We start from the raw sequence: 16,226 nt of genomic DNA, 5'->3' as shown, positions 1-16,226 counted from the left end.
CCGCCAGCGGGTCCCCCGCCCCCGGGGTCAGCGGACCATGCCCTGCTTCTTCATGGCGTCGCCGATGGTCGACTCCGTCTTGACCTTCTCGTCATGGCCGGCGACGAGGTTTCCGACGTTGGTGAGGAACTCCTCGCTCTGCCAGTACGTGCTGTGGCCGGATCCGTCGTAGCCGATGTCGATCGTCTTCACCCCTGGCAGGTACTCGACACCCGTGCCGTGGACGCCGGGCAGTCCGGCGGAGATCGTCGCATTGTCGGGGTGGGTGTAGGCGGCCTTGATCGGGTCGAGGTTCCCGACCATCGAGTAGATGTCGCCGTTGATCCGCAGCTTGTCGGGCGGCGGCATGTGCTTGTCGGGCGCCATGTCCACCCCGAACCCCGGGCCGGCGACCGAGATGACGTCGGCGTCCATGCCGGGCTTGATCAGCGCTGCCTCGCCGATGACCCGGGTGCCGTACGAGTGCCCGATCAGGGTGGTGTGCGGTGCGCCCCCCTGGTGGGTGACCGAGAGCCCGTCGACGAACGCCCGCAGTTCCGGCGCCCCCTGCTTGGCGTAGGACGGGCTCGCCGGGGTGTCGAGCCAGTTCGGCGCGTCGTAGTCGAGCCAGAGGATGGAGGCGACGCTCTCGTTGGTCTTGGCGGTGGCGACCTCGTGGTGTGCCTGGGTGCGGTACAGGTCCTCGTTGATGTTCCACAGCTCCGAGGTGGTCCCGGGCACGTAGACGGAGACGTGCTTCGCCGTGTCGGGGTTGCCCACGGAAAGGATGACCCTGCCGTCGCCGCTGCCGTCGAAGCCGAGCAGGTACAGCGGCGCCTCGCCGTTCGACCAGGAGGCGTACATCCGGTTCTTCAGTGAGTCGAGCGCCTCGAGCTTCTTGGTGATCTCGGCGATCTCCTTGCTCAGCTCGATCTGTTGCACCGCGGTCGGCTTGGCTCCTTCGAGCAGCTTCTTCTGCTCGATCAGCTTCTCCGACTGCAGCTCGAGGAGGATGAGGTTCGCGCGGTGTCGGGCGTCCGCCGGGATCCCGTCCAGCCCGCCGATCAGCTCGGGCCGCCACTGGACGAGCATCGACCGCTCGGCGTCGGTCAGGCTGTTCCACCACGCCAGTACCGTGCTCGCGGATGCCTTCGGGCCGGGCATGCCCTTCACCAGGGTGGAGAGTCCGGCCGGGGGCTGCAGGCCTGCCTGGCCGTGCTGCGACAGCGCGCGCTGCAGGTCCCCGTCGATGGTCTCGGCCTCGGCCAGCGCCGCCTTCGCCGCCGCGGTGAGCTCGGCGACGTCCCGGGGTGTTCCGGTGGCTCCGGCGGCCGGCGTGACGGTGCCGTCCGGGGCGAGCCGCAGCCCGAGGTCGGCGGCTTGCGTCTTCACCCGCCGCACCTTGCCCTGCACGACACGCCACCGGTTGCTGGCGTCGGTGAGCGCCCTGCTGATCGCCTCCGCGGCGTCCGCCGCGCGCTGCAGCGCCGACCGGTGACCGGCGAGCTCTGCCTGGGCGAAGTCGCTGGCGGTACCGCGCCAGGCCTCGGCAATCGGATCGATCGCCCGCTTGTTGAGTTCGATCGCGCAGTCCTCCAGTGCCTCCGCGATCGCCTGCCATGCCTTGGCGTCGGTCGCCATCGCCTCGGCATCGGGCTTGAGCACCAGGTCGACGTTCACTTGACCCCCACCTTCGACCAGTCCACGTCGCCGGTCTTGCCCAGGCTGGACAGCATCTGCCGGAAGCCGTTCGCGCTGGTGTTGTCGCTGGTGTCGTACGCCTCCGCCGCCTGCAGGATCCGAATGCCGTCCGACCGCACCAGTGCCGCAAACCGTTCGACCTGCTGCTCCCAACGCTGGGCCGCCGCGGTCAACGCGGGACCGGAGGCCAGCCCACCCAGGGAGGCGGCCGACGTGGCGAGTGCCTTTCCGCCTCCGACCGTGCTCGACAGCACGTGCCCGGCAGCCAGTGTGTGCGCCCCCGCCTGGCGAAGAGCAGCGGTGTCTACGGAAAGCTTCACTCCGCGTTCCTCCTTCGGTCGACGGAGAAACGCTAGAGCGCCGGCACCCGCCCGAGCCACGAATCGGGCTGTCCAGGAACAGCCATGGCGACTACCGGTCAGGCGGGGACCCGTCGGACACGCCGGCCGGAGGCAGCGCCGGCGCTCCGGTGACGCCGGCCGGCGACGGCGGAGCCGCGCCCGGAGCCGGTGCGGTGACCGCCGCGCCGGCCCGGGCCGCGTCGAGCCGGCGCATCCGGTGGTGCAGCAGGACGGCACCGGTGAAGACGACCGGTGCGACGATCGCGCGCAGCGGCGTGACCGGGAGACTGAGCAGAAGGGCACTGATCGCGCCGAACCCGATCACGCTGGCCCGGTGCCGCCAGACGGCCGACACCTGCGCCCGCGCCGACGTGACCCCGTGGTGGTGCAGCGGGATCGCCAGCATCAGCAGCCCGACGAGGAAGCCGTTGAACAGCGTCACCGCGCCGAGCGCCATGACCACGTTCAGTCCGGGGATCAGCAGGAGCGGAACGAGCAGCAGCCACCCGAACTGCACCACGAGTGTGACCAGGATCGCCTGCCGGACCGCGACGAGCCAGGAGCGCCACAGCGGCGGTGGGGCGACGGAGGGTGCCCCTCCGTCGGCGAGCGTTCGCTCCACCCGTCGGGCGAGCAGGACGTAGCAGGGCGCGGCGAGTACGACGCTCAGTGGCAGGACCAGATAGCCGAGGAGGATGTGGACGGCGAGTCGTACGCCCCAGAGCAGAATCCCGCCGAGCAGGTCGTGAATCCACCGTGGCCAACCGTCGGCGAACGACGTGGCCCAGCCGACGACCGCCGCGCCGGCCGCCTCCATACCGTGCGCGAGGCCGTACAGGGCCAACCCGAGCAGGACGAGCGGTGCGACGGCGTACGGCCACAGGACGGGGCTGGTCAGGAACCGCCACAGTCCACGAAGGAAGCAGCCGATCCCGGCGGCGAGGTTCACGATCGGTCGGGTGGCCCCGTGCGCGGCGGCGCGGGCGCCCCGGGTCGCGCCGGCCGCCGCCGCCCGCCCGACCTCCGCCGCGTGGGTGACCAGGACCCGCCCGGCCGCCCGGACCGGCTCGGCGTCCGGCGCGGACCGCTGTCGGGGCCACCGCCAGCGCGCCGGGGCGGCCGGCGGCACCGGTGCCACCGTTGGTGTGACCTGGCCCGGCACCGGTGGCGGCGTGACCTCCGGCGGCATCGGGGTCGGCCCGGCGGACGGGACGAACCCGGGGTGCCCGAACGACCGGGCCGGGTCGGGAGCGACGGTGGTCTCGCGGACAGTTTCCGGATCCGGCCTGGGCATCGGCGGTGATGACCTTTCCGTCTACGGAGCAGGCCCGACCGGGCGCGGGAACGGCCGGACCGACAGGGATGTGCCGGCACCGAGGGAGTGTAGTTCCACCGACGCCGATGCGTGGGGCGGCTTGGTGGGGGTGTCGATTTCGGTGCCGTCCGGTCCCGCGCCGGCGCGTCGGGGGTACGGCGTGGTCACCCGGATCGTGGCCGCCGTACTACGATCGGGTGTCTTACCCGTGCAGACAGGGCGAGGGCAGATGGCTTACCCGGATCCGCCGTACCAGCAGCCGCCCGGCCCGGCGTCGGGAGTTCCGTCGGCCCCCGGGCCCGTACCACCCCAACCCGGGTCCGCCCCGTCGCCGGCACCCACCCCGCCCGGGTACGGGCCACCGCCAACCGGGTACCCGCCCACCGGCTATCCCGCTCCGGTGCCGGGCTCCGGGCCGCCGGGGCAGCCGTACCCGGGTCATCCGGCGCCACCAGTCCCGGCGAAGGGCAACCGGACCGGCCCGCTGCTCGCGCTCGGGGGTGGGGTTCTCGCGCTGGTCCTCCTCGCCGTCTGCGGGATCGGCGGATTCGTCTGGTACCGGCACCGGGCCAACGAGGCCGACCTGTCGGCGCTGGTCAACTACCGTGAACAGGCACCGGGGGTACTCACCCAGGAGCACCGGGAAGGGAAGATCACCTACCCCATGACCCCGCCGGCCGGCGGTCCCCACCATCCCCGTTGGCAGAACTGCAACGGGGACGTCTACCCGGCGCCGATCGCCGACGGCAACGCCGTACACAGCCTGGAGCACGGCGCCGTCTGGATCACGTACCGGCCGGACCTCGCCGCGTCCGAGGTGGACAAGCTCGCTGCCCGGGTACGCGGCCAGGAGTACCTGATGCTCAGCCCGTACCCGGCCCAGAACGCGCCGATCTCGCTGCAGGCCTGGGGCTACCAGCTCGCGGTCCAGACCGCCGATGACCCGGCGATCGACGAGTTCGTCAGGCGCTACCGCATCACCGCGTCGCTCGAGCCCGGCGCGCCCTGCGGCGGCGGGGTCACCACGACGGTCGGCTGAACCGCGGGGGCCCGCGGCGCACCCGTGCCCGCGGTCGGCGGGCCGCTAGTCGGACACGAGCTGCCCCTCGGCGGCGAGGCGCGCGCGCCGTTGGCTGCCCCACTCGCCCAGCGGACGGAGCGCCTCGTTGAGCGACCTGCCGTGCACGGTGAGCGAGTACTCCACCCGGGGCGGGACCTCCCGGTACACCTCGCGGTGGACCAGGCCGTCCTCTTCCATCTCGCGGAGGTGCTGGATAAGCATCTTCTCGCTCACGCCGGGCAGGCCCCGCTTCAGCTCGCCGAACCTGCGCGTGCCGTGGGTGTCCAGTTCCCAGAGGATCAACGACTTCCACTTTCCCGACACCACGTCCATCGCGGCGTCAATGCCGCAGATGTACGGGCCGCGCCTGGCACTCGACGGCATCGCCGACCTCCCACTCGACCATGTCAACGCCAATACTTACCAAGTAGTAAGTATTGAACAAAATGGTGGGTACTTGTCAACAGGAAGGCACGTACCCAGGATGGTGCTCGGGCGCCCAACCACGTCCTTCTCAGCAACGGCAAGGAAGAGCGATGACCAGCACCACCACGTTTCTGGGACTCGGAGCGATGGGCAGCGCGCTCGCCGCGGCCGCGCTCGCCGCCGGGCGAGCACGGTCGTGTGGAACCGGACCCCGAACCGGGCGCAGCCCTTCGCCGCGCGCGGCGCCACGGTTGCCGGCAGCGTCGAGGAGGCGGTCGCCGACGCCGACGCGATCGTCGTCTGCCTGTTCGACCACCAGTCGGTGCACACCGTGCTCGACCCGATCGCGGTCCGGTTGTCCGGGCGAACCGTGATCAATCTGACCACCACGACCCCGAACGAGTCGCGCGAACTCGCCACCTGGGCCGCCGAGCACGGCATCACGTACCTCGACGGCGCGATCATGGCCGTCCCGGAGATGATCGGCGGCCCGGGTGCGGCGGTGTTCTACAGCGGCTCGGCCACCGCCTACGAGGAGCAGCGGACGCTGCGGGACCTGTGGGGCGAGAGCAGCTACTTCGGGTCGGACGCCGGCATGGCCTCGCTCTACGACATGGCGATGCTCGTCGGCATGTACACGATGTTCGCCGGCTTCATGCACGGCGCGGCGCTGGTCGGCTCCGGAGGCGTCTCGGCGACCGAGTTCGCGGCACGGCAGGCACCGTTCCTCGCCGCCATGACCAACGGCCTGGCCGGCTACGCCGCCACCATCGACGCCAAGGACTACACCGGCGAGGGCCAGCAGAGTCTCCGGTTCACCGAAGCCGCGCTCTCGTCGCTGATGCGGGCCAGCACGGAGCAGGGGGTCAACGTCGAGGTGCTGAAGCCCGTGTACGACATCGTCCGCCGACAGATCGCCGCCGGGTTCGGCGCGCAGGGCACCGCGCGGATCTTCGAGGAGCTGCGGAGCACCAGGTGAGCGCCACGGTGCTGGTGACGGCGTCGTAGGCCGGCCCAAGTGCGGCTCGACGGCCGGTCGCATGCCGAGGCGGCCGACCGCGAGCGCCGGGCGACCCCTCGTCGCCGCGGCGTCAGGCGTCGCCGCCGTGGACTCCCCGGCGGTCCGCTCCGCCGGGGAGCCGGGGCAGCGGCAGGTCGTCCCAGGGCACCCGGTCCAGCAGCCGACCGAGGAGCAGACCGAGGAACAGGCCGGCGATCGAGTCGGTGATCCAGTGCCAGCCGAGGTAGGTCGTGGTGCAGAAGACGATCGCCGGCGGTCCGACCCGGATCACCCGGTACAGCCCCGGCGGGGCGTCCGGCCGGCCGAGCGTCCGCAGCAGCGCGGCGACCAGCACCGCGATCGCCGCGTACCAGACGATCGAGTTCGCCACGTGACCCGACGGGTACGACATGTCGAACTCGCCGGGGGGCAGCGTGGCGAAGAGCCGTACCGACTCCTCGGGCGGCAGCGTGGAGCTCGGTGCCGCCCGGTCGGTCCAGAGTTTCACCGGGCCGATCACGAACGAGGTGAGGACGAAGGCCCCGACCCCGACCAGGAGCGGCCGGACCGATCGGGTCCGGTACGCGACCACCGCCCCCAGCCCGAACGTGATCGGCATCAGGAACCAGCCACCCTGGCCGAGCGAGTTGAGAATCCGGGCGACCCAGTACGCCGGCTCCGGCCGGTGCGCGTTGACCCACGACCGGACCGCGAGGTCGAGGTCGAGAAGCTGGTCGGCGGCCAGCGCGGTGGTCAACGCGGCCACCGCGGCGAGCAGCAGCCCGTCGAACCACCAGCCGGCCGGGTTGACCGGACGCGGTCGTACCGGCCGTCGTACCGTCGTGGTTTCCCGCATCCGACCACGCTACCGCCGACCCGCGACCCGAACCCGCCGCAGATCAGTGGAGGCGATGCCGCCGCCGGACCGGGCAGCGGCGGCGGTGTGTGTCCAACCACGTCGGGAGGCGACGGACGACACGGAGCGGCATGCTTGATACCCGTGCGGATCACTTCGGCCCTTGTCGACCCGGCGTTGCTCGACCTTCCCTGGTCGACCCCGCTGGAGCAGTGGCCCGCTGACCAGTTGGTGGCGCTGCCCCAGGGTATTTCCCGGCACGTCGTCCGGTTCGTACGGCTCGCCGGCACCGTCTACGCGGTCAAGGAGACCGCCGAACGGGTCGCCGAGCGCGAGTACGACCTGCTCCGCGCCCTCGAACGGATCGACTTCCCCGCCGTGCAGGCGGTGGCGATCGTCGCCGACCGGCAGACCCGGGACGGCGAACCCCTCGAACCGGTGCTGATCACGCGGCACCTCCAGTTCTCCCTCCCCTACCGGGCGCTCTTCTCGCACACGCTGCGGCCGGAGACGATGAACCGGCTGCTCGACGCGCTGGCCGCGCTGCTGGTCCGGATGCACCTGACCGGCTTCTTCTGGGGTGACTGCTCGCTGTCGAACACCCTGTTCCGCCGGGACGCCGGGGCCTTCGCGGCGTACCTGGTCGACGCCGAGACCGGCGCCCTGCACCGGCAGCTCTCCTCCGGGCAACGGGACGAGGATCTGGAGATCGCCCGGGTCAACATCTTCGGCGAGGCGCTGGACCTCCAGGCGGCGGGGCTGCTGCACGAGTCGATCGACCCCGAGGTGGTCTGCGAGGAGGTCGTCCAGCGCTACGAGCGGCTCTGGCACGAGATCACGTACGAGCAGCAGGTCGAGCGGGGGGAACGACACGACATCGAGCGCCGCATCCGCCGGCTCAACGAGCTCGGCTTCGACGTCGCCGAGGTGTCGATGTCGGTCGTGGACGGTGGGCGGTACCTGGTCCGGCCGAAGGTGGTCGACGCCGGCTACCACACCCGCCGGCTGCTCCGGCTCACCGGGCTGGACGCCGAGGAGAACCAGGCGCGGCGACTCCTCAACGACCTGGACACCTACCGGGCGGAGAGCGACCTCACCGACGAGCAGCAGGCGGCGCACCGGTGGCTGACCGAGGTCTTCGAGCCCGTGGTCCGGGCCGTGCCGACCCACCTGCGCGGCAAACTCGAACCGACCGAGCTGTTCGTGCAGATCATCGAGCACCGCTGGCGGCTCTCCGAGCAGGCCGGCCGGGACGTCGGCCTGGCGCCGGCCGTCCAGTCCTTCCTCTCCGACATCCTCGTGCACCGGCCGGACGAGCAGGCCGTCCTCGGCGTCACGGTCGGCTGATCCCGGGTCGCCGGCCGACGGTCGGGCGGGTCGGGTCGACGGACGCCGCTCCGCCGCGGCGGGCTCGACACCACGTCGACCAGCGGAAACACCCGCCCAACCCGGGCGCTGCGACGCTCAGCCGGACGGGTCGGCGCGGCGGACCGGCGCGGCGGGCGGCGTACGGCGGATGGTCCGGCGCGGCTCCGGCCGGCGAGTCTGTCGCGGTGTGCCACCCGAAACGGCCGGCGGAGGCGGTGCGGGCGGCGGAGGTGCACTCGCCTCGCGGAGCAGCCGGTTGAGCCCGGCGCGGCGGACCACCACGGTCAACCGGTCGCCGGGACGGAGCCGGTGATCCGGCCGGAACGACCACTCGATCCGAACCTGCCCGACCTGGGTCAGCGCGATCACCCGGATCCCCGGGGTCTCGTCGACCGAACGGAGTTCCCGGCCGGCGAGCGCCGAGCCGGCCGCGACCGGTACCTCCGCCACCAGCAGCGCGTGCCGGTCGACCGGAATCGTCGCGATCACCGCCCGGTTCAGCAACGCCGCGGCGAAGGAGGGCGCGGCGAGGTACGACACGCTGCGGGAGACGGCGATAGCGAAGGTCTTCTGGATCCGCTCGGCGAAGTCGCCGTCGTAGAGCCGGAGCACCACCCGCAGGTCGCCGTTGAGGGACCGGGCGTTCAGCGCCGCCTGGAGATTGCTGACGTCGTCGGTGGAGACCACCACCAGGGCCTGACAGCTCCCCACCGCCGCCGCCTCCAGGGTCTCCTCGCGGGCCGCGTCCCCGACGATCAGCGGTACGTTGAGCCGGCGGGCGAGCGCGGCGCCGCGCGCCTCCGGATCCTTGTCGATGGCGACCACCTCGACCCCGAGGTCGTGCAGCTGCCCCATCACCCGGGTGCCAACGTTGCCGAGGCCGACCACCACCACGTGCCCGCTCCGGTCGTCCGGGAGCAGGCCGGCGTCGAGGGCGAGCCGAGCCTTGACGATCCCGTCCACCACCGCGGCGGTGATCAGCGGGATCAACGCGAGTCCGGCGATGTTCAGCACCACCTGGAGGATCTGCGCCGCCGCGCTCTTCTCCACGTCCGGGTCGGCGCCGACCACGGTGGTCACCAGGGTCACGTAGAGCGCGTTGCCGATGCTCTGGTGCTCGATGTACCGGAGCAGGAAGCCGAGGACCAGGATCACTCCGAGAACGGTGAGGGTGGCGATCCCGATCTTGCGGGTGGCGAACGAGCGTACCGCCCGGAGCAGGACGGCGGCACGGCGCCGCCGCCGGCGCCGTGCCCGCCGCGACCGGTTCCGGTCGGCCAGGTCGGTGCTGCTCTGGCCGACCGCGGCGGCCAGCACGAGATCGGCGATGGCCGGGTCGGCCGGGGGCGCCGCCGGGTGGCTGGGATCGTACACGTCGGCCAACTCGCAGAGCACCTGGCTGGGGTGGACCTCCGCACGCGGGGCGACGTACAGGGTCCGACCGCCGTACCGGAAGTAGGTCGGGGCGACCTCGCCGAGCGCCGCCGCGACGAACGAGGGAGCCGCCATCGAGGCGTCGGAGAGGACCGCGGCGTCCGGGAAGAGCTGCCGGATCTTGTTGCCGAGGCCGGTGTTGAACATCCGCAGCACCAGCCGGAGGTTGGGCTCGACCTCCTGCGCGCAGAGCGCGGCGTCGATGTTGCCCACGTCGTCCTGGTGCAGCAGCGCCAGACCACTCGCCCCGACCAGCCCGGCGGCCCGGAAGGTCTCCTCGTCGAGCCGGTCCGCCCGGATCAGTCGTACGCCCCGCAGGGCGCGGATGTCCGGCCCGGCGTCGCGGCGGCGCTGGTAGGGCACGATCACCGTGACCCGGACCTGCGCGCCCTGCGGGTCGTTACCGAGCAGCTCCTGAACGAGCCGGACCGCGAGAGCGTCCTGACCACAGACGACGTAGTGCGGCCGGCTGTCTCCGTTCGACCGCAGACCGTCCCGGAGCCGGGTTTCGAACGCCCGCCGGGCCTTTGTCCGCCAGAGCTCCGCCATGTCCGGATCGTAGTCAACGAGATCACCGCTGGTGGCCCCGCGCCGGGCGGCGGAGACGCCGTCGCCGCCGGACATGGTGGCGGTCGGTGCGGGTAGTCCCTCGGGTGCAGACCTTCCTGCCGTACCCGGACTTTCGGCGCACCGCCCGGTGCCTGGACCAGCGGCGACTCGGCAAGCAACGGGTCGAGGCGCTGCAGGTGCTGCGCGCGCTGATCCGCCCCGGATACGGCTGGCGGCACCACCCGGCGGTGCGGATGTGGGCCGGGTACGAGGAGGCGCTGGTCCGCTACGGTCTCGACATCTGCGCCGAGTGGTGTGCGACCGGCCGGGCGGACACCTGCGCCGGCACCCTCGTCGCCGACCTCGCCGCCGGCTGCGGCGTGACCCGGGTACGGAGCCAGGACGACCTCGCCGAGGCCGGCGAGTTGCCGCCCTGGCTCGGCCGGGAGGACCTGCACCGGAGTCACCGCTCGTCGCTGCTACGCAAGGATCCGGCCCACTACGGGCCAATCTTCGGCGACGTGCCGCCCGACCTGCCGTACGTCTGGCCCGGCTCGGACCGGCCGCCGCGCTGCCGACCGGACGAGGCGGCGACGAACGCACCGTCCCCACCCCCGCCGCCGGAGTGACGCGGATGCCCGACGTGACGGTGCTCGTGGTGGGCGGCGGGGTCGCCGGGGTTTGCGCGGCGGTGGTACTCGCCGAACGCGGCGTGCCCGTCACCGTCCTGGAGGGACGGTCGACGCTCGGCGGCCGGCTCAACACCCGGGCCGTCACCCTGACCGATGGCAGCATCCAGCCGGTCGACCACGGCTTCCACGCGTTCTTCCGCCAGTACCACAACCTCCGGGCGGTGCTGCGCCGGATCGACCCGGCGCTCGACCTGCTCCGCCCGGTTCCCGGCTATCCGGTGCTGCACCGCGACTGGCCGGCCGAGGATTTCGGGCGGCTCCCGGCCGCCGCGCCGTGGAACCTGCTGGCCCTGCTGTTGCGCAGCCCGAGTATCCGGCTGCGGGACCTGCGCCGGATGGACGGCCGGGCGGCGCTACCGCTGCTCGCGTACCACCCGGAGCGGACGTACGCCGAGCTGGACGGCGTGACGGCGGCCGAGTTGCTCGACGCGCTACGGCTGCCGGACCGGGCCCGGGCCATGCTCTTCGAGGTCTTCTCCCACTCGTTCTTCAACCACGAGGCCGAGCTCTCCGCCGCCGAGCTGGTCGCCAACTTTCACTTCTACTTCCTCGGCAACGCGGAAGGGCTCGCGTTCGACGCGCCGACGGCGGACTACGAGTCGGCGATCTGGCGACCACTCGCCGGCTACCTGCGGCGACGCGGCGCGGAGATTCGATGCGGACGGACGGCGGCGTCGGTGGCTCCGGAGGGGGGCGGCTGGCGGGTGGAGACGGGCTCCGGCGCCGACCACCGTGCCCGGTACCTGGTGCTCGCCGTCGACCCGCCGGCCCTGGCGTCGCTGGTCCGGGCCTCACCGAGGCTGGCGGCCGCGGCGCCGGTCCTCGCCCGCCGGGTGGCCCGGTCCGGCACCGGCCCGCCGTACGCGGTCGCCCGGTACTGGTTGGCCGGGGACGTGGCGGCGCGGCGGCCGGTCTTCAGCGGAGTGTCCCGGCAGCCGACCCTGGACTCGGTGACCCTCTACCACCGGCTGGAGACGGCGGCCCGCTGCTGGGCCGGGCGCACCGGCGGGGCGGTGCTGGAGCTGCACGCGTACGCCTGTCCGGAGGGCGTGCCCGGGCCGGAGCTGGCCGAACGGATGCGCGCCGAGTTGGCCGGGCTCTGGCCCGAGGTAGCGGAGCTGCCGGTACGCGACCTGCACGCCCGGGTGGAACGGCAGGCCCCGGCGTTCCGTCCCGGCGACCACGCCGACCGGCCCGGCGTGGCGACCGACGCGGACGGGCTTTGGCTTGCCGGGGACGGGATCGGCACCGAGGTGCCGAGCGCGCTGCTGGAGCGGGCGGCAGTCACCGGGATCCAGGCCGCGAACCACATCCTGCGGCGAATCGGCGCGGCCCCCGAACCGGTCCGGGCGATCCGTCGGTACGGCCTGCTCGCCCGCCGTCGCTGACCGGTCGCCCCGCACTACCGGTCGCTGGCCGCGGCCCAACCCACGGCGGCGAGGCAGAGCAGCAGCACGATCCCACCCCGGCTGGTGGCGATCCGGGTCATCGCCCAAGCCGCGTCGCGCAGTCCCGGGAGGCTGGTCCGGGCCTTGTGGTAGTCGGCCCAGGCCCGGCGGGCGACCGCGTACGAGATGCCCGCGACGATACCGAGAGTCACCCCGAGTAGCAGGGCGGCGACAGGAAAGGGGCGTTCCACCAGGTCAGTGTCGTCCGAGCAGGCCGGCGATCACCATCACCCGATGTAGTGACGTAGCGGCATGGCTCACCGGGTCGGCAGCCGGGCGACGATGTGCCGGGCGATCTCGAACGCGCTGGTCGCCGCCGGGGACGGCGCGTTCAGGACGTGCACCTGCCGCTCCGCCTCGACGACGAGGAAGTCGTCCACCAGGCTGCCGTCCGGCCGGACCGCCTGGGCGCGTACCCCGGCGCCGGCCGGCGTGATGTCGGCCTGGGTCAGCGCGGGAACCAGCCGGGCGAGGCTGGCCGCGAACCGTGTCCGGGAGAGCGACCGGGCCACCTCGGTCAGGCCGTACCGGTGATGGCGGCGGGCGAGCGCCCACAGTCCCGGGTAGCGGAGCTGCTCCCAGACGTCGCGCGGGGCGAATCGTCGCCACGAGTAGCCCTCGCGGGCGGTGGCGAGGACGGCGTTCGGCCCGGCGTGCACGCTGCCGTCGATCATCCGGGTCAGGTGTACGCCGAGGAACGGGAACCGCGGGTCGGGAACGGGGTAGATCAGTCCCCGGACCAGGTTGCGGCGTTCCGGCACCAGCTCGTAGTACTCGCCCCTGAACGGCACGATCCGGGCCGGCGGCACGACCCCGGCCAGCCGGGCGACCCGGTCGGCGTGCAGTCCGGCGCAGTTGATCAGGACGTCCGCCGCCAGCTCGCCGGTGGTGGTCTCCACCCGCACCTCACCGCCGGCCATCCGCACCGCGGTGACCCGGGTGTCCAGCCGCAGCTCGGCGCCGCCCTCGGCGAGCAGCTCCGCCAGGCGACGGCAGACCGCGGCGAAGTCGACGATGCCGGTCGAGTCGACCCGCAGCGCGGCGACGGCGGCGACGTGCGGCTCGTACTCGGTCGCCTCGGCCGCGTCGAGCAGGCGGACCGGCAGCCCGTTGGCGACGGCCCGGCGATGCAGCTCGTGCAGCCGGGGCAGTTCGGCGTCCCCGGCGGCGACGATGAGCTTGCCGCAGATCTGGTACGGCAGTCCCTGCTCCTCGCAGAACCGGACCATCGAGGCGCTGCCGGCCCGACACAGGGCCGCCTTGAGGCTCCCCGGACGGTAGTAGACCCCGGCGTGGATCACCCCGGAGTTGTGTCCGGTCTGGTGCGCCGCCCAGCCGGACTCCTTCTCCAGCACGGTCACCTGGTCGCCGGGTCGGTCGGTCCGCAGCCGGTGCGCCACCGCCAGTCCGACGATGCCGCCGCCCACGACCACGAATCTGGTCACCCGCCACCCCTGCCATCGATGTCGGTCGGCGTCGATGGTAGTGCGTGCCGCGGGTCGGGCCGCTCGCCCGCCAACGCGCCGGTGCCGCCGTGCCGCCCGCTCCCTGATCCGGGTGTTGCGGCACGACGCCTCGTCGCGGGCGGACGTCCGCTGGTACGTCGACGCGCCGGTGACCGGTCAGGGACGGCCACACCCCGGATTCACGGCTGACCGGACGGTCGCGTCGCCTGGCCCTGCCGCAGGGTCTCGATCGCCGCCAGTTTCTCCTCCGACGACGCCGAGCTGTGCAGCACCGCATCGATCGGGTCACCACCCTGACGCAGCGCCCGGATGATGATGACCTTGAGGCTGTCCGGCCGGTCGAGCCCCAGCACCCAGTCGATGAGTTCGTCGGTCCGCCGCGACGGCGAGGGCTCCTCACCGGTCGCCAGGAAATGCTCGACCGCGCCCGGGTACCACCCGAGCGCCCTCTCGACCTTGCCGAGCGAAAACGACTTCACCCGGACGCCCGCCTCGACGTTGCGCCAGGTGACCGGACTCATTCCCGCGCGGGCTGCCGCCTCGTCGATCGTCTCCCCGGTCTGACGTCGCGCCAGCCGGACGAGTTGACCCAGGCGGCTCCGGCGGGTCGCCTCGTCGTCGGCCACTGACTCCTCGTTCCGTCCCATCCGCATCGATCCCGGTCGCCCAAGGCTACCCAAGAGCATTCGGTCAGGAACAGCAGGGAACAACGACTCTGAAGGTCCCACCGACTTTTACATCTAGAGATACAGATATATTCCAGATCTTGCCACCCCCTCGGAACACCATTTCCGGGATGTTGCTGTTGCTAGCTGTCGTCAGATGTCTCTAGACTGCGGAGCATGGCCAAGCCCAGAGCCCGGCCCGGCACCACGGTGCCGATCGACGGGGCCGAGTTGCGTCGCGCCCGGATCGACCGCGGGCTCGAGGTCGCCGACCTCGCCCGTCGGCTCCGCATCTCGCGGGCGTACCTGACAAAGCTGGAGCTGGGGCACTCCCCGCGCGCCAGCGTCACCGTCTACGCCGGCCTCGTCCGGCTCCTCCAACCCGCCGACGCCAATGCGTTTCGAGCCGACCGTGACGCATCAGCGGCTGACCGGGCGGACGTACGGCCACCGCACTGACTGATCCGTTGGTCAGAAACTGTCGTCTCCCCGACACATTCCGACACCGAACCCGCGCGGACCAGAGCCGCCCGACGACGAACAGGGTGAATGAGTGGCGCGGGGGCACCTCTCACCCGTTACCAATGGACGCCCCGACAGTTGCAGACAAAGATAGAGGACGTCGGCGACAGATCACGTCGCCCGATGACGACGCGGGCGACGTCCACGGGGGGCGTGAGGTGTCCTGGGGGCCCGTCTTTACACGGGCCCCCAGGACTGGGTCGGCTACCGCTCGCCGTTCCTTCCCGAGATGAAGATCGCGGCGAGTTGTAGCAGGTGAGCGATGGTCCTGGCTGCCAAAGCAGGACCATCGCGCTCACCCCTCTCCAGGATGTCCCCGATCAGGCTGAACGCGATGGCTGCCGCATTGGCCCGCCCCTCCCACGATGACGCCGCTGGCCGCGACGGCTGGTCGGGACTTTTTCCTTCGTCGGGGGGCTCTGCCCCTTTGTTATCAACCACGCGTGAGTCGACAACGCCGGTGCGCGCGTGCCCCGCCGAGCACAACGGTCAAGGGCTCGGCAGGAAACGTGCTCCGACCAAGAAGATGTGAACCCTGGTCCTGATACGGCGTGGTGCGTCGCAACTTCCACCGAACGATGCCCGGACAGGAACGTGCGACATCGCGGACGACCGGGGACACGCTGATCGGGAACGGCGGCCGACGATCGGGAACACCGCATTGTCCCGCCACCGCCACGGCGTGTACTCATGATCGACAATGGGTCTCGGCGCCCGTCGCCCACCCGCCCTCGTCGCGTACGGGGCTCGCCCGGCGTCGACGTCCGGTCGTTCGCCTCGTGCCGCCTCGCCGACTGGCTGCGCCCCCTCGAGGCCGATCACCCCGGGTCGGGTGGGGAGGAGTGAGAGCCCCCGGCCGGGCTCGAACCGGCGACATCTCGCTTACAAGGACTGTGCACCCTGTCCGGTGGTGCCTATCCCCGTACGTGACCTGGGGTGACGATCCGTACTTGGGCGCTGGTGGCTGTCGTCGTCCGGCCTGGTTGCTGTCGGCGTTGCTGTCGACAGCAACTGCCTAGCGCGGGCTACCCGCGCCGGACGATGGTCGCTATATGCGGACGGCTCGGCCCTCTGGGGCCTGCCGTCCGCTTAGCGTGCCTTGACGTAGGTGCCCTTCCCCGGCACCACGTAGACCAGACCCTCATCTACCAGCACCCGAATCGTGTGCAGGACGGTGCCACGCGCTAGGCCGTATTCCTGTTGGAGCCGGGCCACGCTCGGGATCGGCCGGTCAGGCGGCAGCTCCCCACGCTCGATCTGCCCGCGCAGGATCGCCGCTAGCTGCTCGTAGAGCGGCACTGGCCCTTCGGGGTCGATCACGTCTCGACCGTATGCGCATAGGGACGGCGCTGGTCAGGCTTGGCAGACCATGGACGACCATGTACCGGTTGGGGTACGGTGCGT

The 16,226-nt window shown here is 71.9% G+C and carries 16 protein-coding genes; 6 read left to right on the top strand and 10 right to left on the bottom strand.

The features are described 5' to 3' along the window. Positions 1-27 precede the first annotated feature (27 nt). The 3 genes from EF879_RS25740 to EF879_RS25730 form a co-directional block, all read right to left on the bottom strand. Positions 28-1,659 (bottom strand): alpha/beta hydrolase, encoded by a 1,632-nt coding sequence (locus EF879_RS25740; RefSeq protein ID WP_123563057.1) that lies wholly within the window; start codon positions 1,657-1,659, stop codon positions 28-30. Next, positions 1,656-2,000, bottom strand: a complete 345-nt coding sequence (locus EF879_RS25735; RefSeq protein ID WP_148086555.1) for a hypothetical protein — start codon at positions 1,998-2,000, stop codon at positions 1,656-1,658. The genes EF879_RS25740 and EF879_RS25735 overlap by 4 nt, the downstream gene beginning before the upstream one ends. Before the next feature lie 91 nt (positions 2,001-2,091). Further along, positions 2,092-3,315, bottom strand: coding sequence for an EI24 domain-containing protein (locus tag EF879_RS25730; protein WP_123563055.1), 1,224 nt, complete (start codon positions 3,313-3,315; stop codon positions 2,092-2,094). Between the two features lie 421 nt (positions 3,316-3,736). On the opposite strand from EF879_RS25730, the gene EF879_RS25725 reads away from it, so the two are divergent. After that, positions 3,737-4,375 carry a DUF3105 domain-containing protein gene (locus EF879_RS25725; protein ID WP_158624297.1) on the top strand — a complete coding sequence of 213 codons (639 nt, stop codon included), beginning with the start codon at positions 3,737-3,739 and terminating at the stop codon, positions 4,373-4,375. Positions 4,376-4,420: 45 nt separating this feature from the next. Here EF879_RS25725 and EF879_RS25720 read toward each other — a convergent pair whose 3' ends face one another. Continuing rightward, positions 4,421-4,780 carry a helix-turn-helix domain-containing protein gene (locus EF879_RS25720; RefSeq protein ID WP_123563053.1) on the bottom strand — a complete coding sequence of 120 codons (360 nt, stop codon included), beginning with the start codon at positions 4,778-4,780 and terminating at the stop codon, positions 4,421-4,423. Between the two features lie 238 nt (positions 4,781-5,018). On the opposite strand from EF879_RS25720, the gene EF879_RS25715 reads away from it, so the two are divergent. Next, positions 5,019-5,801: an NAD(P)-dependent oxidoreductase gene (locus EF879_RS25715; RefSeq protein WP_199736612.1), complete on the top strand. Its 783-nt coding sequence runs from the start codon at positions 5,019-5,021 to the stop codon at positions 5,799-5,801. 112 nt (positions 5,802-5,913) lie between these two features. Here the strand turns inward: EF879_RS25715 and EF879_RS25710 are convergent, their stop codons facing one another. Next, positions 5,914-6,678 carry a phosphatase PAP2 family protein gene (locus EF879_RS25710; protein ID WP_123563052.1) on the bottom strand — a complete coding sequence of 255 codons (765 nt, stop codon included), beginning with the start codon at positions 6,676-6,678 and terminating at the stop codon, positions 5,914-5,916. A gap of 144 nt (positions 6,679-6,822) precedes the next feature. Here EF879_RS25710 and EF879_RS25705 point away from each other — a divergent pair, with 144 nt between their 5' ends. Beyond that, a complete protein-coding gene (locus EF879_RS25705; protein WP_123563051.1) occupies positions 6,823-8,025 on the top strand; it encodes a DUF4032 domain-containing protein in 1,203 nt (400 codons plus the stop codon). 117 nt (positions 8,026-8,142) lie between these two features. Here the strand turns inward: EF879_RS25705 and EF879_RS25700 are convergent, their stop codons facing one another. After that, the gene (locus tag EF879_RS25700) at positions 8,143-10,029 is read right to left on the bottom strand and encodes a potassium channel protein (protein WP_123563099.1); all 1,887 of its coding nucleotides are present in this window, start codon (positions 10,027-10,029) and stop codon (positions 8,143-8,145) included. A gap of 104 nt (positions 10,030-10,133) precedes the next feature. Here EF879_RS25700 and EF879_RS25695 point away from each other — a divergent pair, with 104 nt between their 5' ends. Next, positions 10,134-10,658: an MSMEG_6728 family protein gene (locus EF879_RS25695; RefSeq protein WP_123563050.1), complete on the top strand. Its 525-nt coding sequence runs from the start codon at positions 10,134-10,136 to the stop codon at positions 10,656-10,658. Positions 10,659-10,663: 5 nt separating this feature from the next. Next, entirely contained in the window at positions 10,664-12,109 is a 1,446-nt protein-coding gene (locus EF879_RS25690) for an FAD-dependent oxidoreductase (RefSeq protein WP_123563097.1), read from the top strand. 14 nt (positions 12,110-12,123) lie between these two features. Here the strand turns inward: EF879_RS25690 and EF879_RS25685 are convergent, their stop codons facing one another. The 3 genes from EF879_RS25685 to EF879_RS25675 form a co-directional block, all read right to left on the bottom strand. Next, entirely contained in the window at positions 12,124-12,360 is a 237-nt protein-coding gene (locus tag EF879_RS25685) for a hypothetical protein (RefSeq protein ID WP_123563048.1), read from the bottom strand. 66 nt (positions 12,361-12,426) lie between these two features. Beyond that, a complete protein-coding gene (gene lhgO / locus EF879_RS25680; protein ID WP_123563046.1) occupies positions 12,427-13,614 on the bottom strand; it encodes an L-2-hydroxyglutarate oxidase in 1,188 nt (395 codons plus the stop codon). A 200-nt stretch (positions 13,615-13,814) separates the two neighbouring features. Continuing rightward, positions 13,815-14,282, bottom strand: coding sequence for a helix-turn-helix domain-containing protein (locus EF879_RS25675; protein ID WP_158624295.1), 468 nt, complete (start codon positions 14,280-14,282; stop codon positions 13,815-13,817). A 195-nt stretch (positions 14,283-14,477) separates the two neighbouring features. On the opposite strand from EF879_RS25675, the gene EF879_RS25670 reads away from it, so the two are divergent. Next, positions 14,478-14,759, top strand: coding sequence for a RodZ family helix-turn-helix domain-containing protein (locus EF879_RS25670; protein WP_123563042.1), 282 nt, complete (start codon positions 14,478-14,480; stop codon positions 14,757-14,759). A 1,152-nt stretch (positions 14,760-15,911) separates the two neighbouring features. On the opposite strand, the gene EF879_RS25665 is transcribed toward EF879_RS25670, so the two are convergent. Continuing rightward, the gene (locus tag EF879_RS25665) at positions 15,912-16,142 is read right to left on the bottom strand and encodes a GntR family transcriptional regulator (protein WP_123563040.1); all 231 of its coding nucleotides are present in this window, start codon (positions 16,140-16,142) and stop codon (positions 15,912-15,914) included. Positions 16,143-16,226: the final 84 nt, after the last annotated feature.

Origin of the sequence: Micromonospora sp. HM5-17, from assembly GCF_003762835.1 — a bacterium.
In the GTDB taxonomy this organism is placed as follows: domain Bacteria; phylum Actinomycetota; class Actinomycetes; order Mycobacteriales; family Micromonosporaceae; genus Plantactinospora.
Note: the sequence above shows the minus strand (reverse complement) of the source record. Positions and strands in the feature narration are given on the sequence as shown.